Origin of the sequence: Agrobacterium sp. Azo12, assembly GCF_029193765.2 — a bacterium.
GTDB lineage: Bacteria > Pseudomonadota > Alphaproteobacteria > Rhizobiales > Rhizobiaceae > Agrobacterium.
In genome coordinates, this window is sequence record NZ_JARFYO020000001.1 from 110,458 (window position 1) to 136,821 (window position 26,364).

The 26,364-nt window shown below is 54.0% G+C and carries 27 protein-coding genes; 13 read left to right on the forward strand and 14 right to left on the reverse strand.

All coding sequences use genetic code 11. The annotated features are described in order from the left end of the window. Nucleotides 1-29 precede the first annotated feature (29 nt). Nucleotides 30-350: a DUF167 domain-containing protein gene (locus PYL13_RS00455; protein ID WP_275643656.1), complete on the forward strand. Its 321-nt coding sequence runs from the start codon at nt 30-32 to the stop codon at nt 348-350. Here the strand turns inward: PYL13_RS00455 and ppa are convergent. The 4 genes from ppa to PYL13_RS00475 form a co-directional block, all read right to left on the reverse strand. Further along, nucleotides 341-874 (reverse strand): inorganic diphosphatase, encoded by a 534-nt coding sequence (gene ppa, locus PYL13_RS00460; protein WP_192490425.1) that lies wholly within the window; start codon nt 872-874, stop codon nt 341-343. The genes PYL13_RS00455 and ppa overlap by 10 nt on opposite strands. Before the next feature lie 166 nt (nt 875-1,040). Further along, the gene (locus PYL13_RS00465) at nt 1,041-1,547 is read right to left on the reverse strand and encodes a GNAT family N-acetyltransferase (RefSeq protein WP_192490426.1); all 507 of its coding nucleotides are present in this window, start codon (nt 1,545-1,547) and stop codon (nt 1,041-1,043) included. Between the two features lie 200 nt (nt 1,548-1,747). Beyond that, a complete protein-coding gene (typA, locus tag PYL13_RS00470; protein WP_192490427.1) occupies nt 1,748-3,568 on the reverse strand; it encodes a translational GTPase TypA in 1,821 nt (606 codons plus the stop codon). 245 nt (nt 3,569-3,813) lie between these two features. After that, a complete protein-coding gene (locus PYL13_RS00475) occupies nt 3,814-5,874 on the reverse strand; it encodes a M3 family metallopeptidase (protein ID WP_275643655.1) in 2,061 nt (686 codons plus the stop codon). A gap of 309 nt (nt 5,875-6,183) precedes the next feature. Here PYL13_RS00475 and PYL13_RS00480 point away from each other — a divergent pair, with 309 nt between their 5' ends. From PYL13_RS00480 to PYL13_RS00490, 3 genes are all read left to right on the forward strand, one after another. Continuing rightward, a complete protein-coding gene (locus PYL13_RS00480; protein WP_275643654.1) occupies nt 6,184-6,615 on the forward strand; it encodes a hypothetical protein in 432 nt (143 codons plus the stop codon). A gap of 100 nt (nt 6,616-6,715) precedes the next feature. Beyond that, on the forward strand, nt 6,716-7,168 hold the full coding sequence (locus PYL13_RS00485; protein WP_275643653.1) for a MarR family winged helix-turn-helix transcriptional regulator: 453 nt from the start codon (nt 6,716-6,718) through the stop codon (nt 7,166-7,168). 60 nt (nt 7,169-7,228) lie between these two features. After that, complete coding sequence (locus PYL13_RS00490; protein ID WP_275643703.1) at nt 7,229-8,407, forward strand: multidrug effflux MFS transporter; 1,179 nt, start codon at nt 7,229-7,231, stop codon at nt 8,405-8,407. Between the two features lie 49 nt (nt 8,408-8,456). Here PYL13_RS00490 and PYL13_RS00495 read toward each other — a convergent pair whose 3' ends face one another. After that, a complete protein-coding gene (locus PYL13_RS00495; protein ID WP_192490431.1) occupies nt 8,457-9,680 on the reverse strand; it encodes an argininosuccinate synthase in 1,224 nt (407 codons plus the stop codon). A gap of 208 nt (nt 9,681-9,888) precedes the next feature. On the opposite strand from PYL13_RS00495, the gene PYL13_RS00500 reads away from it, so the two are divergent. The 6 genes from PYL13_RS00500 to PYL13_RS00525 all read left to right on the forward strand — a co-directional run bounded on the left by PYL13_RS00500 (nt 9,889) and on the right by PYL13_RS00525 (nt 15,019). Then, a complete protein-coding gene (locus PYL13_RS00500) occupies nt 9,889-10,749 on the forward strand; it encodes an SDR family NAD(P)-dependent oxidoreductase (protein ID WP_192490432.1) in 861 nt (286 codons plus the stop codon). A 398-nt stretch (nt 10,750-11,147) separates the two neighbouring features. Next, nucleotides 11,148-12,224 carry a LacI family DNA-binding transcriptional regulator gene (locus PYL13_RS00505; RefSeq protein WP_275643652.1) on the forward strand — a complete coding sequence of 359 codons (1,077 nt, stop codon included), beginning with the start codon at nt 11,148-11,150 and terminating at the stop codon, nt 12,222-12,224. 71 nt (nt 12,225-12,295) lie between these two features. Next, nucleotides 12,296-12,943, forward strand: a complete 648-nt coding sequence (locus PYL13_RS00510; RefSeq protein WP_259149536.1) for a LysE family translocator — start codon at nt 12,296-12,298, stop codon at nt 12,941-12,943. Nucleotides 12,944-13,065: 122 nt separating this feature from the next. Beyond that, the gene (locus PYL13_RS00515; RefSeq protein ID WP_275643651.1) at nt 13,066-13,605 is read left to right on the forward strand and encodes a sigma-70 family RNA polymerase sigma factor; all 540 of its coding nucleotides are present in this window, start codon (nt 13,066-13,068) and stop codon (nt 13,603-13,605) included. Beyond that, nucleotides 13,602-14,324: an anti-sigma factor gene (locus PYL13_RS00520; protein WP_303298592.1), complete on the forward strand. Its 723-nt coding sequence runs from the start codon at nt 13,602-13,604 to the stop codon at nt 14,322-14,324. Before PYL13_RS00515 ends, PYL13_RS00520 begins: the two co-directional genes overlap by 4 nt. Before the next feature lie 137 nt (nt 14,325-14,461). Next, on the forward strand, nt 14,462-15,019 hold the full coding sequence (locus tag PYL13_RS00525) for a fasciclin domain-containing protein (RefSeq protein WP_275643649.1): 558 nt from the start codon (nt 14,462-14,464) through the stop codon (nt 15,017-15,019). A gap of 142 nt (nt 15,020-15,161) precedes the next feature. Here PYL13_RS00525 and PYL13_RS00530 read toward each other — a convergent pair whose 3' ends face one another. From PYL13_RS00530 to PYL13_RS00560, 7 genes are all read right to left on the reverse strand, one after another. Beyond that, nucleotides 15,162-15,956 carry an ABC transporter ATP-binding protein gene (locus tag PYL13_RS00530; RefSeq protein ID WP_275643648.1) on the reverse strand — a complete coding sequence of 265 codons (795 nt, stop codon included), beginning with the start codon at nt 15,954-15,956 and terminating at the stop codon, nt 15,162-15,164. Then, nucleotides 15,953-16,834, reverse strand: a complete 882-nt coding sequence (locus tag PYL13_RS00535; protein WP_192490439.1) for an ABC transporter permease — start codon at nt 16,832-16,834, stop codon at nt 15,953-15,955. The genes PYL13_RS00530 and PYL13_RS00535 overlap by 4 nt, the downstream gene beginning before the upstream one ends. 224 nt (nt 16,835-17,058) lie before the next feature. Continuing rightward, on the reverse strand, nt 17,059-18,012 hold the full coding sequence (locus PYL13_RS00540; protein WP_275643647.1) for an ABC transporter substrate-binding protein: 954 nt from the start codon (nt 18,010-18,012) through the stop codon (nt 17,059-17,061). Between the two features lie 171 nt (nt 18,013-18,183). Beyond that, nucleotides 18,184-19,419: a 23S rRNA (adenine(2503)-C(2))-methyltransferase RlmN gene (gene rlmN / locus PYL13_RS00545; RefSeq protein WP_192490441.1), complete on the reverse strand. Its 1,236-nt coding sequence runs from the start codon at nt 19,417-19,419 to the stop codon at nt 18,184-18,186. A gap of 201 nt (nt 19,420-19,620) precedes the next feature. After that, entirely contained in the window at nt 19,621-20,124 is a 504-nt protein-coding gene (locus PYL13_RS00550) for an invasion associated locus B family protein (RefSeq protein WP_192490442.1), read from the reverse strand. Nucleotides 20,125-20,502: 378 nt separating this feature from the next. Further along, complete coding sequence (locus tag PYL13_RS00555) at nt 20,503-20,880, reverse strand: YkvA family protein (RefSeq protein WP_259149526.1); 378 nt, start codon at nt 20,878-20,880, stop codon at nt 20,503-20,505. 51 nt (nt 20,881-20,931) lie between these two features. Further along, a complete protein-coding gene (locus PYL13_RS00560; protein WP_250984261.1) occupies nt 20,932-21,240 on the reverse strand; it encodes a 4a-hydroxytetrahydrobiopterin dehydratase in 309 nt (102 codons plus the stop codon). A gap of 46 nt (nt 21,241-21,286) precedes the next feature. On the opposite strand from PYL13_RS00560, the gene PYL13_RS00565 reads away from it, so the two are divergent. Next, entirely contained in the window at nt 21,287-21,769 is a 483-nt protein-coding gene (locus tag PYL13_RS00565) for a low molecular weight protein-tyrosine-phosphatase (protein ID WP_275643646.1), read from the forward strand. Here the strand turns inward: PYL13_RS00565 and thpR are convergent. Then, nucleotides 21,700-22,296 carry an RNA 2',3'-cyclic phosphodiesterase gene (thpR, locus tag PYL13_RS00570; protein ID WP_192490446.1) on the reverse strand — a complete coding sequence of 199 codons (597 nt, stop codon included), beginning with the start codon at nt 22,294-22,296 and terminating at the stop codon, nt 21,700-21,702. The genes PYL13_RS00565 and thpR overlap by 70 nt on opposite strands. 72 nt (nt 22,297-22,368) lie before the next feature. Further along, nucleotides 22,369-23,013, reverse strand: coding sequence for an arylesterase (locus PYL13_RS00575; RefSeq protein WP_275643702.1), 645 nt, complete (start codon nt 23,011-23,013; stop codon nt 22,369-22,371). A gap of 72 nt (nt 23,014-23,085) precedes the next feature. Here PYL13_RS00575 and PYL13_RS00580 point away from each other — a divergent pair, with 72 nt between their 5' ends. Together PYL13_RS00580 and PYL13_RS00585 are read left to right on the forward strand one after the other, a co-directional pair. After that, nucleotides 23,086-23,799, forward strand: coding sequence for an ABC transporter ATP-binding protein (locus tag PYL13_RS00580; protein WP_275643645.1), 714 nt, complete (start codon nt 23,086-23,088; stop codon nt 23,797-23,799). Beyond that, nucleotides 23,796-26,345: an ABC transporter permease gene (locus PYL13_RS00585; protein WP_275643644.1), complete on the forward strand. Its 2,550-nt coding sequence runs from the start codon at nt 23,796-23,798 to the stop codon at nt 26,343-26,345. The genes PYL13_RS00580 and PYL13_RS00585 overlap by 4 nt, the downstream gene beginning before the upstream one ends. Nucleotides 26,346-26,364 lie beyond the last annotated feature (19 nt).

The window sequence follows — 26,364 nt, forward strand, 5'->3', positions numbered from 1 at the left end:
AGATGTCTTCACCGACAGGATGCGCTGTTATGACCGACAGACCGTGGACAGCGTTCAACGACCATCTGCGTCTGTCTGTGCGCCTGACACCAAATGGTGGGCGCGACGTGCTGGAGAAGCAGGAAACAAGTGCTGATGATGATGTGGTGCTGAAAGCACGTGTCAGCGCCGTACCGGAGAATGGCAAGGCCAACAAAGCCCTTATTGCTTTGCTCGCAAAATCTCTGCGCGTACCCAAGAGCACAATTTCATTTATATCGGGCGAAACAGCCCGTAAAAAAATCCTCCGGATCGATGCCGACCCGGAGGACTTGATAATCAAGCTTGAAAAGCTGCTGGATCAGCCCTGAGCCTTGTAGCGCTCGATGGCTTCAACGATCAGCTTCTTGGCAACGTCTACGTTCTGCCAGCCGCCAATCTTAACCCACTTACCCGGCTCAAGATCCTTGTAGTGCTCAAAGAAGTGTTCGATCTGCTTGAGCGTGATTTCCGGCAGGTCTGTGTAGTTTTCGATCTTGTCGTAGCGGCGCGTCAGCTTTGGAGCCGGAACCGCAATGATCTTCTCGTCCTGACCGCCGTCATCTTCCATGACCATGACGCCAATAGGACGAACGTTGATAACGCAACCTGGCACCAGCGGACGGGTGTTGCAGATCAGAACGTCGATAGGATCGCCATCATCAGACAGGGTATGCGGCACGAAACCGTAGTTACCCGGATAGGTCATCGGGGTATAAAGGAAGCGGTCCACGATCAGAGCGCCAGCTTCTTTGTCCATCTCGTATTTGATTGGGTGGCCGCCAACCGGCACTTCCACGATGACGTTCACGTCATCAGGCGGGTTCTTACCAATAGAAATTGCATCAATACGCATTCGTGATCCCTTAATCCAGGTGTGGTGGCCAAGTGTAATGGTGGATCGTTCGATACTGGGAAACAACCTGCAATGCAACACAGGCTTTGGTACGAAGCCGAATTTCAAGAAAAACGGTAATAGTGACCGAGGGTTTCAAGCAATACGTGTCCTGCCATATTGCCTTTTACTTCCAGGCGTAACCAACTTTTTTAAGTTGCTTGCCAGCAAAGTCTTCCATGCCTTCTGCAACATCGCGGCCGCCATGCGAACGGAAGAACCGGTTTGCCAGTTCGCTGTCTTCAAGGCACCAGACGACGATGCCATCACAGCCAAGCGATTTCAGCAGCCGGCGAGCTTCGGTAAACAGTACCGAGCCAAGGCCGATACCCTGATATTCAGGACGCAGATACAATTCGTAGACTTCGCCATCATGTGGCAGGCCGCGGGCGCGGCTAAGGCCCAGCGTCGCATAACCGGCAATAACACCAGCCACTTCGACCACCAGCATGGTCGCGGAGCCGCGTGTCGCCTTGCGCCACCAGCTTTCGCCACGGCGTTCCAGCATCTGCGTCAGGGGCTTGTGTGGAATGAGACCCGAATAGGTCTGTTCCCACGACATACGGTGTGCCTGGGAAATGGCACCCGCGTCCTGCGGTTCTGCTCGGCGAATCTCTATCGATAACGTTTTCATAACGCGCTTCTGGCCCCGGCGAGGCAAACTTGCCAGCCGTAAAGGTTAACGACCTGAAGCTTACCCACAACCTTATCATGTGGACGACGCACCAACGTTAACGCTTTTTTAACCGAAGCAGCAAGCGCCTTTCATGGAAAGCCACAAATAAAAAACCCGGCACATGGCCGGGTTTTCTAAAATCAAAATCTTCAAGTCAATCAAACAGCAAGCTTGGACTTTTCAAAACGCTTGCGGTCGTTCGCGTCAAGGAACATCTTGCGCAGGCGGATCGACTTTGGCGTGACTTCCATCAGCTCATCGTCCTGAATCCACGACAATGCGCGGTCAAGGGTCATGCGGATTGGCGGTGTCAGCTTCACAGCTTCATCCTTGCCGGCAGCGCGGATGTTGGTGAGCTGCTTGCCCTTCAGAACGTTCACTTCGAGATCGTTGTCACGGGTATGAATACCAATGATCATACCGGCGTAAACCTTTTCACCTGGCTCGATGATCATCGGGCCGCGATCTTCAAGGTTAAACATCGCGTAAGCAACCGCTTCACCCGAACCGTTGGACAGGAGAACACCGTTGACGCGACCGGCAATAGCACCCTTGAATGGCTGGTAGTCATGGAACAAACGGTTCATGATTGCCGTACCGCGCGTATCCGTCAGCAGTTCGGACTGGTAGCCGATCAGACCGCGGGTCGGAGCAAGGAACTTCAGGCGAACGCGGTTACCACCGGAAGGACGCAGTTCAGTCATTTCAGCCTTACGTTCAGACATTTTCTGAACGACGACACCGGAATGCTCTTCATCAACGTCGATAACGACTTCTTCAATCGGCTCGATGGTCTGGCCGTTCTCGTCCTTCTGCATCACAACGCGAGGACGCGAAACTGCAAGTTCGAAACCTTCGCGACGCATGGTTTCGATCAGAACTGCAAGCTGCAATTCGCCACGACCGGAAACGAAGAACGAATCCTTGCCTTCAGCTTCTTCGATCTTGAGAGCGACGTTGCCTTCAGCTTCCTTGAACAGACGGTCGCGGATAACGCGAGACGTTACCTTGTCGCCTTCTGTGCCGGCAAGCGGGCTGTCGTTAACGATGAAGGACATCGTAACGGTTGGCGGATCGATCGGCTGAGCCTTCATCGCTTCCGTGACCGAAGGATCACAGAATGTATCAGCAACGGTACCCTTGGAGAGACCGGCAATAGCAACGATGTCGCCTGCATGCGCTTCGTCAATAGCTGTGCGCTCAATACCGCGGAACGCGAGAATCTTGGAAATACGACCGGTTTCGATGGTCTTTCCATCCTGACCCAAGACCTTGACGGCCTGGTTAGGCTTGATCGAACCAGATGCGATACGACCAGTGATGATACGGCCGAGGAAGGGGTTGGCTTCCAGAATGGTACCGATCAGGCGGAAAGGACCTTCTTCAATTGTTGGCTCAGGAACGTGCTTCAGAACCAGATCCAAAAGTGGTGCAAGACCCTCATCCTTAGGACCTTCCGGGTTGACGTTCATCCAGCCATCGCGGCCCGAACCGTACAGGATCGGGAAGTCGAGCTGTTCATCAGTCGCATCGAGGTTTGCGAACAGGTCGAAAACTTCGTTGATAACTTCTTCATGACGGCCGTCTGGACGGTCGATCTTGTTGATCGCGACGATTGGGCGAAGACCAACCTTGAGCGCCTTGGAAACAACGAACTTGGTCTGCGGCATTGGGCCTTCAGACGAGTCGACCAGAACGATCGCGCCATCCACCATCGAAAGGATACGCTCAACTTCGCCACCGAAGTCGGCGTGGCCGGGGGTGTCGACGATGTTGATGCGAACACCCTTCCACTCAACCGAAGTTGCCTTGGCGAGAATGGTGATGCCGCGCTCTTTTTCGAGGTCGTTGGAGTCCATAACGCGCTCAGCAACGCGCTGGTTGTCACGGAACGAGCCGGACTGCTTCAGAAGTTCGTCAACGAGGGTTGTTTTCCCATGGTCAACGTGCGCGATGATCGCGATGTTGCGAATTGCCATTGTTCAAAATCTCTGAGGTTGGGCGCTCAATTCGGGAGGGTGCGCCAGTTCATTTGGCGCGCTCATAACCTTTTTTTTGGTTTTGCGAAAGGGGGGGCCATGTCATATGACCCTTGCGTATACGCAATAACATAAAAATATGACAGCCAAAGCGCGCAACCCAAAGCGGTTGGCGTTTTCTGAAACGCTTTCGATTTCCGCATAGTTTTCAACAAAAAGGCGGGGAATGACCCCGCCTCATATTGTTAGATTAAACCACGCTTTTTCAGCATCGCATCCGGGCTTGGCATTTTTCCACGAAATGCCAGATAGGCCGCCTCAGGGTCAACGGAACCGCCAGACGAGTAGACATTCTCCTTCAACTTGCGGGCAAGCTCCGCGTTGAACGGGTTGCCACTTTCCTCAAATGCCGCAAACGCATCGGCATCCAGAACCTCGGACCACATGTAGGAGTAATAACCGGCAGAATATCCGTCACCGGAGAAGACGTGCTGGAAGTGCGGGGTGGCGTGACGCATGACCAAAGACTGCGGCATGGAAAGCGAAGACAGCACTTCAGCCTGCACCGCCATGGGATCATTCACCTTGCTGCGGTTGTGGAACGCCATGTCGACCAACGCCGACGAGGTATATTCCACCGTGTTGAAACCGGCATTGAAGGTTTGCGCTGCCAGAACCTTGTCGAGCAACGCTTTCGGCATTGGCTGACCGGTTTCGAAATGCAGCGCATAGGTGCTGAGAATTTCCGGCACTGTCAGCCAGTGTTCGTAAAGCTGCGACGGCAGTTCCACGAAGTCACGTGACACACCGGTTCCCGAAACGGAAGGATAGGTCACGTCGGACAACATGCCGTGCAGCGCATGGCCGAATTCATGGAACAGGGTACGGGCGTCGTCCAGCGACAGCAGCGCCGGCTTGCCTTCCGCTGGCTTGGCGAAATTGCAAACATTGTAGATGATCGGCAGTTCGCCCTGAACACCGTTTTTCAGGGTCAGTTTGTGCTGCGATTGGAACGAGCTCATCCACGCACCGGAACGCTTGGACGGACGCGCGAAATAATCACCAAGGAACATTGCTTTCAGCGCACCCTTGTCGTCACGAATTTCGAAAACCCGCACATCCGGATGGTAACCTGTCACGCCTTTCATCTCGGAGGCACGAACGCCAAATAGTCGTGTTGCCACGTCGAAGCAGGCATCAATGATCTTTTCGAGCTGAAGATATGGCTTCAGTTCGGCTTCAGAAAAATTGAACTTCTGTGCACGCAGCTTTTCGGCGTAGTGACGCCAATCCCATGGAGAAACCTCGTGATTACGGCCTTCTTCGCGGATGAGGTCGGCAAGCTCGGCTTCTTCCTCACAGGCCCGAGCAACAGCCTTTTCCCATACCGTGGTCAACAGGCCATTTACCGCCTGTGGCGTTTTCGCCATGGTGTCGTCCAGCTTGTATGCAGCAAAGCTTTCGTAACCGAGCAGACCGGCCTTTTCCTCACGCAGCGCCAGCGTCTGTTTGACAATGTCGATATTGTCGGTTTCTCCACCATTCGCACCGCGCGCCACCCAAGCCTTGAACGCCTGCTCACGCAGATCACGACGTTCGGAAAATGTCAGGAACGGTTCGATAATCGAACGCGACAGGGTTACCGCATAGGCCGCATCCAGACCTTTTTCCTTGGCAGCTGAGGCCATTGCATCACGCAAAAATGCAGGAATGCCAGCAAGCTCCTCGTCACTGGACAACGCCAGCGACCAGTTTTTTTCATCGGCCAGAACGTTTTGGCCAAACTTGGCACCAAGACCAGCCAGTTGCTCGTTAATTGCAGCAAGCCGTTCTTGACGGTCCTTGGCTAGCTTGGCGCCGGAGCGGACAAAACCCTTCCAATGTCGTTCCAGAACCCGCTTTTCCTCAGTCGTCAGGCCAAGCGTCTCACGCTTTTCCCAGAGAGCATCGATGCGGGCAAAAAGCTGCGCATTCATACCAATCTTCGAATAATGACGCGACATTTTCGGCGCGATTTCACGCTCCAGCGCCTGAATGGTCTCGTTGGTGTTGGAGCCCGCCTTGTTCCAGAAGATCGACGAAACACGTGAAAGTTCGTCGCCGGCAATTTCCAGCGCAACGATGGTGTTTACAAAGGTTGCGGCCTCGGCATTACCTGCGATCGCTTCGATTTCCGCTTCGTGATTTGCCAATGCGACATCAAAGGCTGGCGCGAAATCACTGTCTTTCACCGCGTCGAACTGCGGCAATCCGTTCGGTCCGGTCCACTGAAAAAGCGCCTGATTTGCTGCGGAATGCGATGTCATATGCCTTCACCTCTGAACTGTTACCTTAAACCGCATATAGTACAGGCATTGGTCAAAATCCAATCAGCTTCGCAGGTTTAAAATGAGGTTTTTGCGCCCACCATCAAGGCGGAAATGTTACCCGATTTGGCATCAGAAAGGGGGATAAGGGTAGAGAAGAAGTCAGGGATTGCAGGCGTTTTGAAACCTCACGACAATATCCGGTGCATAAAGCCGACACGCTGCCCTTTGAGGCGTGCAGAATATTGACCGACACCCTGAACGTGTGATGTATTTTTCCAATAATATCCCATGATGGAGATATAAATTATGGAGATTTATTCTTTACGGACATCCGCGAATTTCATTTTTAACAATAGCGCCAAGAAAAATCCGACGCCAGAAATTGAAATTCCTCGTATCGAAGAACAATCAAACAGCGAAGCCTTTGCGGCCCCGCAAGAGCAAAATGAGCGTGTTAATTTCTCCAGCATGAGCCCGCGCGAATTACGCGACATGGCAACTGAATATTATCAGGCCGGGCAAATACAGCAGACGATATATAGCGAGCTATCGTCTGAACTTCCCACCCATGCCTTGAATGCAATGGGCGAAGTGGTCGATCTTACCCACATCACCGACGATACCTATTTCGATTTTGGCTCCTATTTCCGGGACCAACTGACCATTGCCCAATCCATCGGTGATCCCGCCAAGGCGGAAGTTCTAGAAGATGTCGTGTCGTTTATCGATAGCATTTGAAGCCAAAGCGCATTGATTTGTGGCCTTGCGGCACGATACTTCGCAAGTTGATTTGATTTCCACGGTAAAACTAGTAAGTCTGCCTTATGGAAGGCGGCTCATGACACAGCATCAGGAAACACAATCGATTGCATTTCTGGTCATTTCCGGTGCGCGCCTGTTCAACAGCGCATTTGAAAAACGTGTCTCCATTGCCGGGTTGGAATTGACGCCGGGTGAAGCTCGAACCTTGCTGACAATCGCTGCTATCAATGGCAGCAGGCAAACTGAAATTGCCGCCCGTATCGGCGTGGAGCCAATGACCCTCTGCGCCTATCTTGACCGGCTGGAGAGCTTGAGCCTTGTCGAGCGCCAACAGGATCAGAAGGATCGCCGCTCCAAGCGCGTGTTTCTCGCTCCGGCCTCGACCGTTATGCTCAAGGAAATTCGCATCGAGATCGATGCCCTGATCACGCAGGCGACCAAAGGCATGACCAAGACAGAGGTTGATACCATGCATCGGTCACTCACCCTCCTGAACAGCAATCTGCAAAACCTGCAGGATCAGCCTTAAGCGGCGATAATCGGAATATCAGAACGAATGTCGCCTCCTCTACCCGCTCCTACTCCGATCATGACTACACGGCGCACCGCCATTCTTGGTGCCCTGCTAATGGCGATCGGGCCAATTTCCATGGCGATCTACACGCCGGCCATGCCGGAACTGGTCAATGCATTCGACACAACGGAAGCGGCAATCAAGATCAGCCTTGCCCTGTATTTTGCAGGTTTCGCGCTGGCGCAGCTTGTATCCGGCCCGGCATCGGATGCTTTTGGTCGTAAGGCAGCCAGCCTTGTTTTTCTGTCGATCTATCTGGCAGGCGGGCTGATTGCAGTGTTTGCTCCATCGGTCGAGTTTCTCCTGGCCGCCCGACTTATCCAGGGTATCGGCGTATCCGTTGGCATGACGGTGGCGCGCGCCATTGTCCGCGACCAGTTTATTGGATCTGAAGCATCCAGTATCCTCAACCTGATCGGCATCATGCTGGCAATCGGCCCTGCTATTGGCCCGACAATGGGCGGACTGTCGCTTGCCGCCTTTGGTTGGCATTCTGTTTTTTGGCTGATGGTTGGTTTTGGCGTCATATCGGTGGTCGCAGTCGTATTTTTCCTGCGTGAGACAACCGTGCCGGACAGAAAGCTGATCAGGCCGAGTAACCTCGTCCGAGCCTACGCCGAATTGCTCAGAAACAAACGTTTCCTCTTTGCAGCCATGATCATGGCCGGTTCGGTTGGCGCCCTTTATGCCCAAGCCACGATGCTGTCCTTTATCCTCATCAATGAGGTCGGCCTGACGCCAACGGGATTTGGGCTGAGCATGCTGATGCAATCAGGCGCTTATTTCTCCGGTTCTGTCGCGCTGCGGTTTCTGGTCAAAATCTTAGGTGACCGCCACTCCGCAATTCTCGGACTATGCTGTTCGGGCATCGGCGGAACATTGATGATCCTGTCGGTTTTCCTTCTGGAGCCATCGTTCATTACCATTATGGGGCCGGTGGCTGTTGCCACCTTCGGCATCGCATTGATCACGCCTTACATTGTAACGGCTGCGATGGCGCCCTTTCCGCATATTGCTGGCTCGGCATCGGCAATGATGGGTTTTATCCAGATGAGTTCCGGTTTTATCGCCGGTGTTATGGCCTCCCTTATTGGCTCTCCACTACTCGCCTTCGGCACCGTTATTCCTTTTATGGAATTTATGGCCATCGCTGGCTACATCGGTTTTGCCAGCTTCACCCGCAAAACGGCATGAAAAAACCGCGGCGTCGCCACCGCGGTTCTTTAAATCACAGCTCTGTCGATTACTTGCCCTGATTACGCTTTGCGAGGGTGCGCAGACGAAGTGCGTTGAGCTTGATGAAGCCAGCTGCATCCTTCTGGTCGTAGGCACCCTGGTCGTCTTCAAACGTCACCAGCTTGTCGGAGTACAGCGACTTGTCGCTTTCGCGGCCAGTCACCATCACATTGCCCTTGTAGAGTTTCAACGTGACTTCGCCTTCAACATGCTCCTGGCTCTTGTCGATCAGTGCCTGCAGCATTTCGCGCTCTGGCGAGAACCAGAAGCCGTAATAGATCAACTCGGCGTAACGTGGCATCAGCTCATCCTTGAGATGGGCTGCACCACGGTCAAGCGTGATGGATTCGATGGCGCGGTGAGCAGCCAACAGGATTGTACCGCCAGGCGTTTCGTAAACACCACGCGACTTCATGCCAACGAAACGGTTCTCAACGAGGTCGAGACGACCGATACCATTGTCACGACCGTAATTGTTCAGCGCAGCAAGCAAGGTTGCCGGCGACATTTCAACACCGTTGATCGAGCAGGCATCACCCTTGCGGAAACCAATCTTGATGGTTGTTGCCTGATCCGGCGCGGCTTCCGGAGAGATCGTGCGCATGTGCACATATTCCGGAGCCTCGACAGCCGGGTCTTCCAGAACCTTACCCTCGGAAGAGGAGTGCAGCAGGTTGGCGTCGACGGAGAATGGCGCCTCGCCCTTCTTGTCCTTGGCAACCGGGATCTGGTTTTCTTCGGCGAACTTCAGCAGATCAGTACGGCTCTTGAAGGCCCAGTCGCGCCATGGAGCAATGATCTTGATATCAGGGTTCAGCGCATAGGCGGAAAGTTCGAAGCGAACCTGGTCGTTGCCCTTGCCGGTTGCGCCGTGGGCAATCGCGTCTGCGCCGGTCTTCTTGGCGATATCGATGAGGTGCTTGGAAATCAGCGGACGCGCAATGGACGTGCCCAACAGATAGACGCCTTCATAAACAGCGTTGGCGCGGAACATTGGGAATACGAAATCACGCACGAATTCTTCGCGAACGTCCTCAACGAAGATTTCCTTGATGCCCAGCATCTCGGCCTTCTTGCGTGCTGGTTCCAGCTCTTCGCCCTGACCAAGGTCAGCTGTGAAGGTTACGACTTCCGCACCGAGTTCGGTCTGGAGCCATTTCAGGATGATCGAGGTATCGAGACCGCCAGAATAGGCGAGAACGACTTTCTTAACGTCTTTCGGAAGTGCCATGAGTGATGTCCATCTGCGTACCGGCGAGCGATGAGTTCGCCATTTCCTTGGGAATGCGGCACTTTTAGCGAGTTTATTGGCGCACGCAAGGAAAACCGGTGAAAGGCAGTGTCAGAGCAAGTGAAATTCCATCGGGAACAAAATCCGTCCTCGTGAATTAAGCCATCCGGGCATCTTCGCTCTGAAGGGAAGATTTGAGGAGAGACCGATGAGCAATCCGCATCCAGCATTCGCGCAAGGCAATGTCGCGGTCATCACAGGGGCCGCTTCGGGGATAGGGCTGGCGGCAGCAAAAAAATTCGCAAGTCTCGGTATGAGTGTCGTGCTGGCGGATCTGGAGGGCGACAACTTGGCCAATGCTTACGCCGATGTGTTGGCAGAGGCCGAGGAAGGCGAAGCGCAGGTCGTGTCGATTGCGTCTGATGTTTCAAAACCCGATGACCTCGGCGCACTGGAACGCGCCGTCATCCAGCGTTTCGGTCGGGTGCATGTGTTGATGAACAATGCCGGAATTCAGCCGGGCAGCTCGATCTTTGGCCCGCAGACCAATTGGGAAAATGTGTTTGGCGTCAACCTGCTCGGCGTCATCAATGGCAGCCGAGTGTTTGGACCAGGCATGATTGGCCATGGCGAGCCGGGCCTGATCATCAATACCGGCTCCAAACAAGGCATCACCACCCCTCCGGGCGATCCGGCCTATAATGTTTCAAAAGCCGGTGTCAAAGCCTTTACCGAGGCACTGCAGCATGAACTGCGCAACGTTGCCGATTGCGCGATCACCGCCCATATGCTGATCCCCGGTTTTGTCTTTACCAACCTCACGGCCAATGGTCGCACGGAAAAACCTGAGGGGGCATGGACACCGGAACAAACCATTGAGTTCATGCTGGAAAGCATTGGTCACGGTGATTTCTATATACTGTGCCCGGACGGCGAAGTGGACAGAAAGACAGACGAAAAGCGTATTCTCTGGGCCGCAGGCGATATCGTTGAAAACAGGCCACCTCTGTCACGTTGGCATGGAGATTACACCGGCGCTTTTGATTCCTTTCTCAAGGCGCAGCAGTAAATAGCTGGCGTCGCGATATCCGCGTTCACCGATACCGTTCATCGATCGGCAAACAGAAAGACCAGGCTTTCGACAGCATGGTCTTTTTTTTCCTCTGCCGTTCCGGTCCAAAATTGTTGCTCGCGTTGTGACCACCATGATCACCGCATTGGTTCTGCGCCGGTTTGAGATCACACGCACTAATTTTCTCGTCGCAATAAGACAGGCTGCCCCACCTTTCGCGGAACATATCCTCGTACAAGGGATGCATTTCGCCACCTCAAAATTGAATCGATTCAATAACAATATGGAAATCAAATTGAACCGATTCAATATTACGCAAAAATTCGCTCTGTCAAACGTTTCTTGAACCGATACAAAAAGCTGCTACTTTTTATGAAGACAAAAAAGGAGTGGTTTTGACAAAAGGCCCGATAAGACTGTCAGATATCGCCAAGGCGGCAGGGGTTTCCCAAGGTACGGCATCGAATGTTTTCAGCCGGCCGGAAATCGTCCGTGAAGAAGTCCGCGAACGTGTGCTCGGTATCGCGCGGGATCTTGGCTATAAAGGACCTGACGTGAAGGGCCGACTGCTGCGTGCTGGCAAGTTCAACGCCATCGGCGTCGCGTCATTGGAGCCGCTCTCCTATTTCTTTGATGACCCATGGGCACGCGCCATGATGAAGGCTGTCAGTGACGTTTGCGATGAAACCGGCACTGGCATTGCACTGGTTTCTGCCCGCAATCAGCAAAAACTGGCCTGGAATATCAACAGCGCTCTGGTTGATGGTTTTATTCTTCTCTGCGTCAAGGAAGGTGGCAGGCTGGTCGATCTCAGCCGACAACGACAGGTACCGTGCGTTGCGCTGGCGCTGGAAAACGCCGAAGACGGCTTTCCGATCATCGAAATTGATAATCGCAAGGGCGCAGAAGCCGCTGCCCGGCACCTGGCAGAACTTGGCCACAAGAACTTTGCCGTCCTGGCGATCACCCACTGCTCGGCTGTTCCGGGAACAGTGAAGCCAGAGACGGTAGCCTCCGCAATGTCATCCAGCGCCAGACTGCGCATCGAAGGTTATTTCGATGCCCTGCGGGACTTCGACATCAATCCGCAGGACGTGGCGATCCACGCCACGCTCAACGACAAAAAGAGCGTCGTTAACGCAGTGGAAGCGCTGTTTTCGGCACCTGAACCACCAACAGCACTGCTTGCCATGTCAGATCGCATCGCGCTTTACGCCATACAGTGGCTAACTGAACGTGGCATATCTGTTCCCAACGATGTCTCGATCATTGGTTTTGACGGTGTTCCCGAAGCGGCCTTGAGCACACCAGCCCTGACAACGATGCAGCAGCCATTCGAAGACATTGCTGCCAAGGCAGTAAGTGCCATCCTGAATGACGAGGAACTGGCAAGCAGTCAAATCTTGGATGTGAAGCTGGTTTTGCGGAACAGCACGGCACCACCACGATCATTTTCCGCAAGCCTAATATAAGCAACGATTGGCAGAATTATAAAATACCGCTACAGCTTGGCCAAAGGACACATTAACCGGGTGCCATTCTCATGGATTTCGTGCCAAGCCTGCCAACTCTCATTGCATTCACCATCGCTATTCTGCTTTTGGCTGTCACGCCCGGTCCTGACATGACGCTGTGGATCAGCCGCTCCCTACGTGAAGGACGTGCAGCTGGCTTCATGACACTGGTCGGCACCAATCTCGGCATCACTGTGCACACCATGCTGGTGGCATTTGGTGTTGCTGCCCTCATCGTCGCTTCACCGACCGCCTTTTTGATCTTGAAGACTGGTGGCGCTGCCTACCTCGTCTGGCTGGCCATTCAAGCTGTCCGCAAGGGGTCCGACTTCGTGATGGCAAAACCGGCGGAAGAAAAGACACAAGGATCGTGGGTTTCCGCACTGGTGAATGGGCTGTGGGTCAATCTTCTGAACCCGAAGGTCATCATCTTCTTCATGACCTTTTTGCCGCAGTTCGTCAGCGCATCGGATCCGCACGTCACCGGCAAGCTGATCTTCCTGGGCATTTGGTCAATTATCGTCGCGCTGCCAATCGGTATCGGCATTGTCATTGCCGCGGATGCCCTGTCTTCATGGCTGCAGCGTAATCGCAAGGTTCTGCGCGGGCTGGATTATACGATCGCGGGGGTCTTCTCGCTATTTGCAGTGAAGATTTTCCTCACCCAGACCAAATAAAAGCAAACCGCGCAGGCCTTCGGCAAGAGAGTTTGTTGCGACTTGCCACGAGCTATACGTTCATACGTCGACCCTTATAGAACGCAAGAACGTTTTGTTCTTTGTGACATCGGGATGGAGAAATGCCAAACGAAGACCTTGCCCGCTTGATAAGCAATATTGCGCTATCAGATCGCAAGGCCTTTGTTGTGCTTTACAACCAGACAAGCTCGAAACTTTTCTCCATTTGCCTGCGTATATTAAAAAATCGGACAGATGCCGACGAGGCGCTGCAGGAAGTTTACGTCAAGATCTGGCAGCGTTCCCATTTGTTTTCGGCCATATCTGGTACTCCGGAAAGCTGGCTGGCAACGATTGCACGCAATCAGTCAATAGATATGATTCGTACGCGTAAACCGATAGCCAGCGAGTTGGATGAGGTTTTTGATCTGAGTGATCAGGCCCCAAACCCGGAGCAGGCGACATTGCAAAGGGATACAGGTCGCACAATAGATTTGTGTCTCGATGAGCTGGAAGAAACCCGTGCGGAGGCCGTAAAACGCGCTTATCTGGACGGAATGACCTATCAGGAACTTGCAGATCGGTACGCTGTACCATTGAATACAATGCGGACATGGTTGAGACGCAGTCTCATCAAACTCAAAGAGTGCATGGAGAGATGACAGGCCCGAAGCAAACTAAAGGGAGCAATCCCCGAGATGACATCATCGCCGCAGAGTATGTTCTGGGCGTTTTGTCGTTTGCTGACCGGAAAAACGTTGAACAACGTCTTCTCAACGACACGACCTTTGCAGACCTTGTTAAAAACTGGGAAGAGCAATTTTCTAGCCTCAATAATGCCTATGAACCAATCGCACCAGATGCGGCGACGCTTGCCAGGGTCGAAGACCGCTTATTTGGCGTCTCTCAACACCAAATCGAGTCCCCGTTCCGAATTTGGAGTTCACTCGGTTTCTGGCGAAGTATGACAGCGCTGACTTCCGCTGCTGCGGCCTTCGCCATGGTCATGATGGTTATGTCACCATCATCCCAGCCATCGACACGTATGTCATACATGGCCGAACTATCATCTCCCGACACACCAATGGCCGTCATGGTGGCTTATGACGCGGAGACGGGGAAAATGGTTCTGACGCCAATGGCGGCGGGGGATAAGGAGCAAAAATCTCTCGAACTTTGGCTGGTAAATGCTGACGGAAGCCCTCGGTCGCTTGGCGTGATTGACCCGCATACCGATGCGGAAATGATCGTGCCGGTCGACATGCGTGATGCGCTACATGATGGAATGACCCTGGCTGTCAGTCTCGAGCCATACGGCGGGTCCCCAACTGGCAAACCAACAGGCCCTGTTCTCGCAAGTGGAACAACGCGCCAATTGTAGGTTTGCTTTTCCTTCATTTAAAAAAAATGTCACCGTCCTGAAACTTCGTGTGAACATCACCCGTATCTCTTCATGTCCCGGATATGCCGCTTGCAACAACGCTGGTGGCGATTGGCGGAACCAGAGGAGAATACGCCATGATAAAATCCACCCTACGCATGGTTGCGCTTGCCGCAGCAGTTTCAACGGTTGCATTCGCAGCCCAGGCCAAAAACCCGATGGTTGGCGGCGCCGCGATGTATGAGAACAAAAACATCGTCGAAAACGCCATGAACTCCAAAGACCACACCACGCTGGTTGCCGCTGTCAAAGCTGCTGGCCTGGTCGAAACGCTGCAGGGAAAGGGACCATTTACGGTTTTTGCCCCAACCAATGAAGCTTTCGCCGCCTTGCCAAAAGGCACCGTGGATACACTGCTGAAACCGGAAAACAAGGCTCAGCTTACCAAGATCCTCACCTGCCATGTCGTTGCTGCAGATGCCATGTCGACCGCGATTGAAAAGATGATCAAGGACGATGGCGGCACCCATGACGTCAAAACCGTTGGCGGCTGCATCCTGAAAGCCAAGGAAAGCATGGGCAAGATCACACTAACCGATGAAGCCGGCAATGAAGCCCACGTCACCATTGCCGACGTCAAACAATCGAATGGCGTCATTCACGTCATCGACAAGGTCTTGCTGCCGAAAATGTAATTGATATCGGCGCAGGAACCGGAGCGCTTTCACTTGGGTTTCGGATGAATAAAAAAATCTCGACTGAGATTTCGAGGCGCCTTATATCGGCGCCTCTCTTTTTGCCCGGTGCTGGGCAACAATGGTCTAACGGCAGAAAAGATCAGCCGATCAGCAACTCGTCATCATCAAGCGCCTGACCGCGTATCTTGCGGAACATCTCGATAAGGTCTTCGACCTGCAGGCCCTTGCGGCTTTCACCGGACACATCGAGAACGATCTCACCACCATGCAGCATGATCGTGCGGTCACCATAATCCAGCGCCTGTCGCATGGAGTGCGTCACCATCAATGTGGTCAACTTGCGCTCCTCAACCACCTTACGGGTCAATTCCATGACGAATTCCGCCATGCCGGGATCAAGTGCCGCCGTGTGTTCGTCGAGCAGCAACACATCGGAATCGGCAAGCGTTGCCATGACCAGCGATACAGCCTGACGCTGACCGCCCGACAACAGATCCATGCGGTCTTTCAGGCGGTTCTCAAGCCCGAGATTAAGCGAGGCGATGCGTTCGCGGAAGAAGTCACGACGACCACCACCCAAGGCAGGCAGAAGACCGCGGAACTTGCCGCGTGATGCCGCAAGCGCCAGGTTTTCTTCGATGCTGAGCGCACCGCAGCTGCCAGCCAGTGGATCCTGAAACACGCGGGCGACCTTGCCAGCACGGTTAGCCGTTGGTTTGCGTGTTACATCACTGCCGCCAATGTTGACCTTGCCAGCAGTCGGCAGAACATCACCCGCCAGAACGCCGAGCAGCGTCGACTTGCCGGCGCCGTTGGAGCCGATAACGGTAACAAAAGACCCATCTTCAATTTTAAGATCGACCTTCGACAGCGCCTGCTTTTGCAGCGGCGTGCCTCGACCGAAGATAACCTGAATACCATCGAGCGCGATCATGATGATGCTCCTCCGCGACGCAGTCTTGGAAGGATGAGAGCAATCGCCACCAGAACAGCCGTAACGAAGTTAAGGTCGGATGCCTTCAATCCCAGACTGTCACTGGACAGCGCCAGCTGGATGGCAAGGCGATAGGCAATCGAACCGAACACGCAGCCGATCAGAGCAATCAGAATACCGCGAGCCCCAAACAGCGTTTCACCGATGATAACGGCAGCAAGACCAACAACGATGGTACCGACACCGGAGGTCACATCGGCAAAACCGTTCGTTTGTGCAAACAATGCCCCACCAAGCGCCACAAGTGCGTTGGAAATTGCCATACCGAGATAAATCTGGTTGCCGGTCTTCACACCCTGCGCACGCGCCATACGGGCGTTGGCACCGGTCGCGCGCATGGCAAGGCCCGCATCGCTCTCAAGGAAACGCCAAACCACGATCACAGCGATTAGCACCAAGGCTCCAACGAACAACGGACGCACCAGATATTCAGACAGACCAAGACCATAAAATGGTTCGATCATCGTTTCCTGATTGAGCAGCGCCACATTCGGTTTGCCCATGACACGCAGGTTGACAGAAAACAGCGCAATCATCGTCAGAATTGACGCGAGTAGATTGAGGATCTTGAAGCGGACATTCAGCGTCGCGGTCACAACACCGGCAACGGCACCGGCCGCCATTGCACAGGCAGAAGCGAGCCAAGGGTTCAGACCCGCGATGATCAGAACCGCAGCAACGGCTGCACCAAGTGGAAAAGAACCGTCTACGGTCAGATCCGGGAAATCCAACACACGGAATGCGAGGTAAACGCCAATAGCAACAAAGGCGAAAACCAGCCCCATTTCTACAGCACCCCAGAAGGCGATTTGACTCACAAGAAAAATCCTTGGTTTATCGCCCAATGCTCACACTGGGCGCATTTACTGCAGTTCCTAAACTGCCATGAAAGCTGCTCGCTGACCCCGTCGTCGCAATCCTGCCTGGAGGATTGGATCACATCTACCTTTGACGATGCCCGGGACAGGCCCGGGCATGACGAATATCGTGCGGCAGTTTTCTCAAGACATAACGAGGCTGCCCGAAAGCAGCCCTGTCCTGCTTATTCGATAACCTTGGTGGCGCGCTTCACAACGCTTTCCGGGAACGTCACACCAACCTTTTCCGCAACGGTCTTGTTGATAACGAGATCGGTACCAACAGCAACAGTTGCAGCGATATCACCAGGCTTTTCACCTTTGAGGATACGCACAACAACAGCACCGGTCTGCTTGCCAACGTCAAAATAGTTGAAGCCGAGTGCCGCAACTGCACCGCGGGCAACGGAATCTGTATCAGCAGCAAACAGTGGAATTTTCGCTTCAGCGGCAACACCAGCAGCAGCTTCGAAGGCCGATACAATTGTGTTGTCGGTAGGAACGTAGATCACGTCAGCCTTGCCAACCAGCGCGCGGGCGGCGCCCTGCACTTCAGCAGACTTGGTTGCGACGGATTCAACGACCGTTAAACCAGCCTTTTCAGCTTCAGCCTTCAGCAACTCCAGCGTGGAAACCGAGTTGGCTTCTGCGGAATTATATATGTAGCCGACAGTCTTGGCCTCAGGAGAGATTTCCTTGATCAGCGCCAGATGTTCGTTGACCGGAAGCGCATCGGAAAGGCCTGTCACGTTACGACCTGGCTTTTCCATTTCCTTGATTAGCTGCGCGCCAACCGGATCGGAAACCGCAGTGAAAACAACTGGAATATCGCGGGTGGCAGCAACAACAGCCTGTGCGGATGGTGTGGAGATCGGAACGATGACGTTTGGTGCATCACCAACGAACTGGCGTGCGATCTGGGCAGCAGTTGCCGGGTTACCTTGCGCGGACTCATAGACAAATTTGAGGTTTTCGCCCTCCTTGTAACCAGCCTCGGCCAGAGCTTCCTTGACGCCATCACGGGCTGCATCGAGAGCAGGATGCTCAACAATTGCAGTAACGGCGACGGTAACGGTTTCAGCCTTGGCAGGCAGGACAAGTGCGGTTGCTGCCGCAAGTGCCAGAATGAGTGAACGCATGGATGATCCTCCGAGTTTTTTGTTTCGGATATCTTCTTAGGAAAGCGGTGATTTGAAATCAATCAGAGAACGGCCAGAAAAGGCTTATTCCTATGGCTATATTGACTTCACGACGGCCACACTGAGGGTCAGGCAGCCGCCTCAAGAAATAAGAGACAGCGTACTAGACGATCAATCATCTGCACCGTGGTTGGCAATCATCATGGCTTCAAACGCCAGACGCTCGGTCTTGCGCATGCGCTCAGACTCCGATTTCAACTGGCCACAGGCTGCGAGAATATCACGACCGCGTGGTGTACGGATTGGCGATGCATAACCTGCCTGATTGATGAAATCGGCAAATTTCTCGATCTGCGCCCAATCCGAACACTGGTAGTTGGTGCCCGGCCACGGGTTGAACGGAATGAGGTTGATCTTGGCTGGAACGCCCTTGAGAAGTTGCACCAACATCTTGGCATCTTCCAAACTGTCGTTGACGTCCTTCAGCATCACATATTCGAAAGTGATGCGGCGCGCATTGGAAAGGCCGGGATATTTGCGACAGGCCTCGATCAGTTCTTTTAGCGGATACTTCTTGTTGATCGGCACCAGCATGTCGCGCAGTTCGTCGCGTACCGCATGAAGCGAGATCGCCAACATCACGCCAATTTCATCACCAGTGCGGAAAATCTCCGGCACAACGCCTGAAGTCGACAACGTAACACGACGCTTGGAAAGCGACAGGCCGTCTCCATCGGTCGCGATCAGCAGTGCTGTCTTCACATGTTCGAAATTATACAGCGGCTCGCCCATGCCCATCATCACGATGTTGGACACCTTGCGACCTTCGCTTGGCACATAGGCACCAACCGGCGTCGAGCCATCTGGGAAGTCACCAAGCCGGTCACGCGCCAATAACAATTGCGAGAGAATTTCTTCCGCCGTCAGGTTACGAACCAGACGCTGCGTCCCGGTGTGACAGAACGAACAAGTCAGCGAGCAGCCAACCTGGCTGGAAATGCACAGCGTGCCACGTCCCTCTTCGGGAATATAAACGGTTTCGATCTCGACCGGACGGCCTGCACCGCGTGGCGGAAAACGCATCAGCCACTTGCGCGTGCCATCATTGGAAATCTGCTCTTCAACGATCTCTGGGCGGGCGATGGTGAATTTAGCCTTCAGCGTCTCACGCAAATCCTTGGCAACATTGGTCATGTTGTCAAAATCAGAGACACCGCGCACATAAAGCCAGTTCCACAACTGGCTGACGCGCATCTTGACCTGCTTTTGCGGCACGCCGGCATCGACCAGCGCTTCGGCCATGTCTTCACGGGTAAGCCCGATCAGGCTGGGCTTGCCAGACATCAGATCGTTATTGGCAACAATCGGCTTCTTAATAGCCAGGCCAGCGGTTTCCATTACGGACATCGCAATATCCCATCATCGAATACAGCATCGAAAGCGGCCGCTTCAAAAGGCCGGAACATCGTCTGCATGTCATGAAAATCAGCGGCAGGCAGCAAAAATGCGCCCGCTTGCGGTTTGTTGCCGCGCCTTTAGCATTATTCCAGCCTCAACGCAAATGGCCGGTCAATGACCGGCCATTCCAAAACATACACTGCAAAAGACTTACTTGCAGGTTTCGATCTGCTTAAGGGCAGCAGAAATGCCCGATAGTGAGTAGGAGTAGGACGTTGCAGTTCCGCGGCCAGATGTAGCCTTCACGGTCATGCTCTTGCCACCCTTCATCGCGGCAACCAATGCTGGCTCTTCAGCTGCATTTTCAACCCAAGCAGCCTTGTCCTTTGTGAACATGACGAAGTTCTTGTTGTCGATCGTTACATTGACCTTAGAACCTTCGCGCAACGCATAACCAACCATGGCCTGCGGCTCATAGGAGATGTTCTGGCCCGGACGCTGCGATACGATGAAGAAGATATCACCGTGGTCTACATTTGCTGGCTCTTTTGTTGTCGGAATGGACAACACATAACACACGGTACTGTTACCGGATTTGTACGAATAAGCACCCCATGCGTTGAACTGCTGGATGCGCGTGGGCGACTGTGCATAGGCCAGGCTCGCGCCTGTCATCAGGATTGCCACTGCGGTTGCTACACTTCTTACAAACATTGATTTCCTGCCGGGTTTACTGTCACCAAATGCCCGGAACGGCTCTGCCGGGCGCATGAAGTTATTCTCATTTTTAGTTTGGCTTAACATGGGTTACCAAACCGTCAACAAGAACGATAAAATAACGAAAATGTATCGCCCTGTTACAATTCCGCGACGTTGAGGCACCTTGCTTCTTCACAGTGATGCAACACGTTTTTACGCGCCGTATTAAGGCATGTCTCTGTCCCAAAACCGGTTCCCACTTTTGGGAGACATGCGTGAGCCATAAGGGGAAATTTGGTGTCGGATGCTGTCTCTGCCTACAGCATTGACACAAATTTTAAGGCGAGAATTTGTTCTTTTCCCGCTCAGCAAGGCAGCGAGCAAGTTAAGTTCTCATTCTTCTTCCTGACGCTCTAACATGGCATCGGCAGCATCATAATGTTCCATTTTGATATTGGCGCGGATCATCGCCAGCGCCGCTGTCAAAACAGCAATATCGTCGGTAAATCCAATCACAGCAAACATGTCCGGTATCACGTCGATCGGCATGATGAAATATCCGAGCGCTGCAAGGAGAATACCCTTGGCACGCATCGGCGTCGTCGGGTCCATCGCACAGTAATAAGCGGCCGCGGCATCACGGGCAAAAGGCACGCGTTTCATGGCACGACGCATCTTCGGCCAGAACTTCGACCGAACCTCTTTCTCGCGTTTCTCCTGGGTATCAGGATCGCCCGGCAACAAGATTTCACCGATCTTGATATCGTCCATTGTCTCAGCAACCTCCGTCTACCATCCAATATGGTGGTTTTTCAGCGCTGTTCAATTGCCTCGTCCCGCCGCTGCCTTGTTGATGCAAGCAGCAAGCTGGAAATCCCTTTCGCTGACACCCTGTGAATCATGGGTCGTCAACACCACCTCCACCCGGGAATAGACATTGCGCAATTCGGGGTGATGGTTGAGCTTTTCAGCCGACAGGGCGATCTGCGCCATAAAGCCAAATGCTTCCGAGAAGTTCGCGAACTTGAATGTTCTTGTTATTGCCAGACCATCTGGACGCATCACCCAGCCACCGCCCAGTTTTTTTAGTTCCTGCTCAATTGCAGCCGTCTCCAGCCTGTCGTAGTTCATTGCGTAGACCTCCCAAATTGAAGTTGCTCAGTTTATGGATCACAGCATGAAACCAGTCTCGATACTGTTCGTCTGCATGGGCAATATTTGCCGGTCGCCACTGGCTGAAGGCATTTTCACACACATCACTGAAACAGCTCAACAGCAAGAGCGGTTCCATGTGGATTCCGCCGGCACCGGTGGCTGGCACGCCGGAAACCCGCCCGATCCACGTTCGGTGGCGATTGCGGCCCAGCACGGCATTGACATTTCCAGCCAGCGTGCCCGGCAGATAAAAGGGGATGACTTTGAGCACTTCGATCTCATCCTGTGTATGGATGACGACAATCTCAGCCGTGTTCTACAATCCTGTCCGCAAAGCTTGCGGCACAGGGTGCATCTGTTCAGCCAATATGTTGTTGGCACCGATGATAATGTGCCGGACCCCTATTATGGCGGCGAAGACGGTTTTCTGAGCGTCTACAACATGCTCTTTGCCGGCTGCAGGTCCCTGCTGGAGAAGATCGACGCCGAGGGTGATGTCTCGTAGAGCGGGAATGCTTCCTCAACGATGTAAGGACCGCCGCCGACCGATTCCTTTGACGACATCAGCACGAAGCGCCCGACCGTGAAGTCAACCGTTCTGAAATCGCCCCGACCCGACAGATAATGCACCACATCGTCCAGCCGGGAATTGCGCAACCGTGCCAACGTTACATGTGGCATGAATTTGCGCGGATCAGGCGGAAGACCAATCCGCTGGCAGATGCGTTCAATTTCCCCCTGAAGCGCACTCATCTCGGGCGAGGGTGAAACACCGGCCCAGAGCGAGTGCGGTTTTTTGGACCCGAAGGAGCCGATTCCGGACAGATTGAGCTGAAATTCTGGCCGATTTATCCGGTCGAGACGATCAACCACCTCATCGGCAGTACGTCCGTCTATATCGCCGATAAAGCGCAGGGTTATGTGATAATTCTCCACATCAATCCACCGGGCACCCGGCAGACCACCACGCAATAAAGAAAGGCTTAACGCCGCGTTGCGTGGAATTTCGAGAGCGGTAAATAGTCTCGGCATGGCGAGCTCCCCGAATCTCTTGCAGATATCAGCAGCGAATCATGCAATGCCTTCGCACGCAAGCGCTTATTTTTATTGCCCACCAATTGTCTTGATGAACTCTTCCACCACAGGCAGGGCATTTTTGACCATCACGTCCACACCCGCCGTATTGGGATGCATGCCATCCTCCAGTTTCAGGGATGCATCCAGCACCACGCCTTCAAGGAAAAACGGATACAGGATCAGCTCGTATTTATCGGCCAGACGCTTGTAGATCGGGTTAAACCGCGCGGCATAGTCGTCACCCATGTTGGGTGGCGCCATGATACCGACCAGCAGAACCGGAATGTTGCGTTTCTTGAAACCTGAGATGATGGCGTCGAGGTTTTTTTCGGTCTCGTCCGGCGAGATACCCCGCAATGCGTCATTGGCACCAAGTTCGACAATCACGCCGTCAGTTCCATCTGGAACGGACCATTCGGCACGCGCCAGACCGCCAGCGCTGGTATCGCCGGAAACACCGGCATTGGTTACGGTGACGTTGACACCCTTGGCCTTCAAAGCCTCTTCCAGTTTAGCAGTAAAGCTATCGGTCGGTGGCAGTTGATAACCGGCCATCAGGCTGTCACCCAGCCCGACCAATTGCAAGGTCCGGTCCTGCGCATTCGCGCCAGAGGCGAAAATCGAGACCGCACAAATGACGATGAAGTGAAACGCGGCGGCTTTAAATCCCATCATACCTCTCCTAAGTTGTTTCAGAACATCGCGAAAAATCGCCTTATCTCCTGTTATATAGGAACCTATTCTGTGACGAAAACCATTATCGAGCTGAACAAGGCCGACCTGACACTTGGAAACGCCGCTGCTTCCGTTCACGTCCTGAAAAAAATTGACCTTAAGATTGGTGAAGGTGAGGCGGTCGGCATCGTTGGTCCATCCGGCTCCGGCAAATCGACATTGCTGATGGTGCTGGCAGGTCTCGAAAGGCTGGATAGCGGTGAAATTCACATTGCTGACAAGGCGCTGCACAATCTGAACGAGGACGCGCTCGCCGATTTTCGTGGCAAGAACATCGGTATCGTCTTCCAGTCATTTCACCTGATCGCCAACATGACCGCGCTTGAAAATGTGGCTGTGCCGCTGGAGCTCGCCAATGTGAAAAACGCGTTTGATATTGCTCGAAAGGAATTGCAGGCAGTTGGTCTGGGTGAGCGTCTTTCCCATTATCCCGGCCAGCTTTCCGGCGGTGAACAGCAGCGTGTGGCAATTGCCCGCGCACTTGCACCGTCTCCAGCAGTGCTGATCGCCGATGAGCCGACTGGTAATCTGGACACCGAAACCGGGCGCCAAATTGCCGACCTGCTGTTTTCCAAACAGGCTGAGCGTCGCATGACGATGATCCTTGTGACCCATGATCCCGCTCTGGCAGCCCGCTGCTCACGCCAGATCAGGGTACGGTCCGGCGAGATTGTCGAAGATTCGGCCAGCACAACCAAGATCAAGGAGGCAGCATCCGCATGATGCCGTCTTCCTTTCAGATCCGCACCGCATTTCGTTTGGCCAGACGCGAAATTCGCGGCGGCTTTCGCGGTTTTTATATTTTTCTCGCCTGTATAGCGCTCGGAACAGCCACCATTGCCGCCGTCAATTCGGTGTCGCAGGCCGTCACCAGCTCTATCGCGTCCGAAGGCCAAGCTATTCTCGCAGGCGATGTGCGTTTCGAACTGCGCAACCGCGAAGCAACCCCTGAAGAACGCAGCTATCTTGAAGGGCTGGGTGACATTGCCGTGTCGACCGGTCTTCGGTCCATGGCACGCGCGCCTTCAGGCTCCGAGCAGACACTGGCGGAAGTAAAGGCCGTTGATGGTGCCTACCCGCTCTATGGTGCCTTTGAAGCTGAACCGAACCGTCCGCTGGATGAGCTGCTCGCCAAGGATCAGGACAGCTACGGAGCGTTGGCCGCACCGCTTTTGTTTGAACGACTGGGCGTGAAACCCGGCGATGAGATATTGCTCGGTTCCGCCCGGTTGAAGCTCACTGGCTCAATCGTCAACGAACCCGATGCGCTTTCGGATGGCTTCGGTTTTGCGCCACGTCTTTTGGTCAGTCGTGATGCACTGGTAGCGTCCGGGCTGATCCAGACAGGTAGCCTAGTTGAACATGCCTACAAAATCAGGCTCACGGATCCGCTCAAACGCGCATCGATCACCGCTGACACCAACAAGGCCTATCCCGATGCTGGCTGGTCGATCCGCACCAGTGACCGCGCCGCACCGTCCCTGACTGAAAATGTCAATCGTTTCTCGCAGTTCCTGACACTTGTCGGTCTGACCGCTCTTATCGTTGGCGGCGTTGGTGTGGCAAATGCCGTGCGGGCATTTCTGGATGCCAAACGCACCACCATTGCCTCGTTCAAATGCCTGGGTGCACCGGCCATCATCGTGACGATGACCTATCTGTTCCAGATATTGTTCATCGCGCTGATTGGCATCCTGATCGGACTTGTGGTCGGCGCTATCGTACCGCTGATTGCCATGCAGTTCCTGGCAGGTGTTTTGCCGGTGCCGAAAGAAATCACCCTTTATCCATCGGCCCTTCTGATCGCTACGGTTTTTGGTCTGGTCACCACACTAGCCTTTACCATCCTGCCGCTTGGCCAGGCGAAAGAGGTTCCCGCCACTGCACTGTTCCGTGAACAGGGTTTCGATGAAGGCCGCTGGCCGTCATGGCCCTATCTGCTGGCGACCGGCCTGTTGCTGGCTTTGTTGGCAGGGCTTGCCGTACTGACCGCCGAAGACCGTTTCATCGCATCGGTCTTTCTTGCCGCTGTCGCTTTTGCCTTTGTTGTTTTGCGAGTGGTTGCCAGCCTGGTACGGCTGATTGCCCGCAAAAGCCCGCACGTCAATTCGACTGCGATGCGACTTGCGATCGGCAACATCCATCGCCCCGGCGCATTGACACCTTCGGTGGTTCTGTCACTTGGCCTTGGTCTGACTTTGCTGGTTACCCTGTCGCTGATTGATGGCAATCTGCGCCGCGAACTCACGTCTACCCTGCCGGAACGTGCACCGAATTTCTTCTTCGTCGATATTCAGGGCAGCGAACTGGAAGGTTTCCGCAATGTCGTCAAGCAGAATGCACCCAATGGCACCATTACTGAAGTGCCAATGTTGCGCGGTCGCATTCTTGCGCTGAACGGCCAGGATGTGACCAAGATTGACGTTCCATCATCCGGTCGCTGGGTGCTGCGTGGAGATCGTGGCATAACCTACGCTGGCGACATGCCCGAAAATACCAAGCTCACAGAGGGTAGCTGGTGGGCCGCCGATTATACTGGCGAACCGCTGGTTTCCTTTGCCGCAGAGGAGGCCGGCGAACTCGGCCTGAAAATTGGCGACAGTGTTACCGTTAATGTGCTCGGCCGCAGCATTACCGCGAAGATTGCCAACCTGCGCAATGTCGAGTGGGAATCGCTGTCGATCAACTTCGTGATGGTCTTTTCTCCCAACACCTTCCGGGGTGCACCCCATGCCTGGCTGGCCACTCTAGCCGATCCGGAAGCGACCCCTGCCGATGAAGGACAAATCCTGCGTGCAGTCACAAATGCCTATCCGACCATTACAAGCGTCCGGGTAAAGGACGCACTGGAAGTGGTCGACAGGCTGGTCGGCCAACTGGCCACCGCCATCCGTGCGGCTGCAGCCGTAGCCCTGATCGCGTCTGTACTGGTACTGGCAGGCGCGCTGGCGGCCGGAAACCGTGCTCGCACTCATGACGCAGTCATCCTGAAAACCCTTGGCGCAACACGCGTCACGCTCATCAAAGCGTTTTCCTATGAGTATATGATCCTCGGCCTGGCAACAGCGGTCTTTGCGCTGGCAGCTGGCGGTGTGTCCGCATGGTTCGTGATTGCCCGCATCATGAAACTGCCATCGGCATTTCTCACCGATGTGGCGGTGGGAACCGTTGTTGTGGCGCTGGTCATGACAGTGGGTATCGGGCTGCTCGGCACTTGGCGCATCCTTGGTCAAAAGGCAGCGCCGGTCCTGCGGCAGATTGGAGAATAAGTGGCAAAACGGCCCATGC

What these genes read in the sequence shown, in the direction of transcription:
- PYL13_RS00455 (WP_275643656.1), top strand. Translation starts at nt 30, where the DNA reads ATGACCGACAGACCGTGGACAGCGTTCAACGACCATCTGCGTCTGTCT.
- ppa (WP_192490425.1), bottom strand. Translation starts at nt 874, where the DNA reads ATGCGTATTGATGCAATTTCTATTGGTAAGAACCCGCCTGATGACGTG.
- PYL13_RS00465 (WP_192490426.1), bottom strand. Translation starts at nt 1,547, where the DNA reads ATGAAAACGTTATCGATAGAGATTCGCCGAGCAGAACCGCAGGACGCG.
- typA (WP_192490427.1), bottom strand. Translation starts at nt 3,568, where the DNA reads ATGGCAATTCGCAACATCGCGATCATCGCGCACGTTGACCATGGGAAA.
- PYL13_RS00475 (WP_275643655.1), bottom strand. Translation starts at nt 5,874, where the DNA reads ATGACATCGCATTCCGCAGCAAATCAGGCGCTTTTTCAGTGGACCGGA.
- PYL13_RS00480 (WP_275643654.1), top strand. Translation starts at nt 6,184, where the DNA reads ATGGAGATTTATTCTTTACGGACATCCGCGAATTTCATTTTTAACAAT.
- PYL13_RS00485 (WP_275643653.1), top strand. Translation starts at nt 6,716, where the DNA reads ATGACACAGCATCAGGAAACACAATCGATTGCATTTCTGGTCATTTCC.
- PYL13_RS00490 (WP_275643703.1), top strand. Translation starts at nt 7,229, where the DNA reads ATGACTACACGGCGCACCGCCATTCTTGGTGCCCTGCTAATGGCGATC.
- PYL13_RS00495 (WP_192490431.1), bottom strand. Translation starts at nt 9,680, where the DNA reads ATGGCACTTCCGAAAGACGTTAAGAAAGTCGTTCTCGCCTATTCTGGC.
- PYL13_RS00500 (WP_192490432.1), top strand. Translation starts at nt 9,889, where the DNA reads ATGAGCAATCCGCATCCAGCATTCGCGCAAGGCAATGTCGCGGTCATC.
- PYL13_RS00510 (WP_259149536.1), top strand. Translation starts at nt 12,296, where the DNA reads ATGGATTTCGTGCCAAGCCTGCCAACTCTCATTGCATTCACCATCGCT.
- PYL13_RS00515 (WP_275643651.1), top strand. Translation starts at nt 13,066, where the DNA reads ATGCCAAACGAAGACCTTGCCCGCTTGATAAGCAATATTGCGCTATCA.
- PYL13_RS00520 (WP_303298592.1), top strand. Translation starts at nt 13,602, where the DNA reads ATGACAGGCCCGAAGCAAACTAAAGGGAGCAATCCCCGAGATGACATC.
- PYL13_RS00525 (WP_275643649.1), top strand. Translation starts at nt 14,462, where the DNA reads ATGATAAAATCCACCCTACGCATGGTTGCGCTTGCCGCAGCAGTTTCA.
- PYL13_RS00530 (WP_275643648.1), bottom strand. Translation starts at nt 15,956, where the DNA reads ATGATCGCGCTCGATGGTATTCAGGTTATCTTCGGTCGAGGCACGCCG.
- PYL13_RS00540 (WP_275643647.1), bottom strand. Translation starts at nt 18,012, where the DNA reads ATGCGTTCACTCATTCTGGCACTTGCGGCAGCAACCGCACTTGTCCTG.
- rlmN (WP_192490441.1), bottom strand. Translation starts at nt 19,419, where the DNA reads ATGTCCGTAATGGAAACCGCTGGCCTGGCTATTAAGAAGCCGATTGTT.
- PYL13_RS00550 (WP_192490442.1), bottom strand. Translation starts at nt 20,124, where the DNA reads ATGTTTGTAAGAAGTGTAGCAACCGCAGTGGCAATCCTGATGACAGGC.
- PYL13_RS00555 (WP_259149526.1), bottom strand. Translation starts at nt 20,880, where the DNA reads ATGGACGATATCAAGATCGGTGAAATCTTGTTGCCGGGCGATCCTGAT.
- PYL13_RS00560 (WP_250984261.1), bottom strand. Translation starts at nt 21,240, where the DNA reads ATGAACTACGACAGGCTGGAGACGGCTGCAATTGAGCAGGAACTAAAA.
- PYL13_RS00565 (WP_275643646.1), top strand. Translation starts at nt 21,287, where the DNA reads ATGAAACCAGTCTCGATACTGTTCGTCTGCATGGGCAATATTTGCCGG.
- thpR (WP_192490446.1), bottom strand. Translation starts at nt 22,296, where the DNA reads ATGCCGAGACTATTTACCGCTCTCGAAATTCCACGCAACGCGGCGTTA.
- PYL13_RS00575 (WP_275643702.1), bottom strand. Translation starts at nt 23,013, where the DNA reads ATGGGATTTAAAGCCGCCGCGTTTCACTTCATCGTCATTTGTGCGGTC.
- PYL13_RS00585 (WP_275643644.1), top strand. Translation starts at nt 23,796, where the DNA reads ATGATGCCGTCTTCCTTTCAGATCCGCACCGCATTTCGTTTGGCCAGA.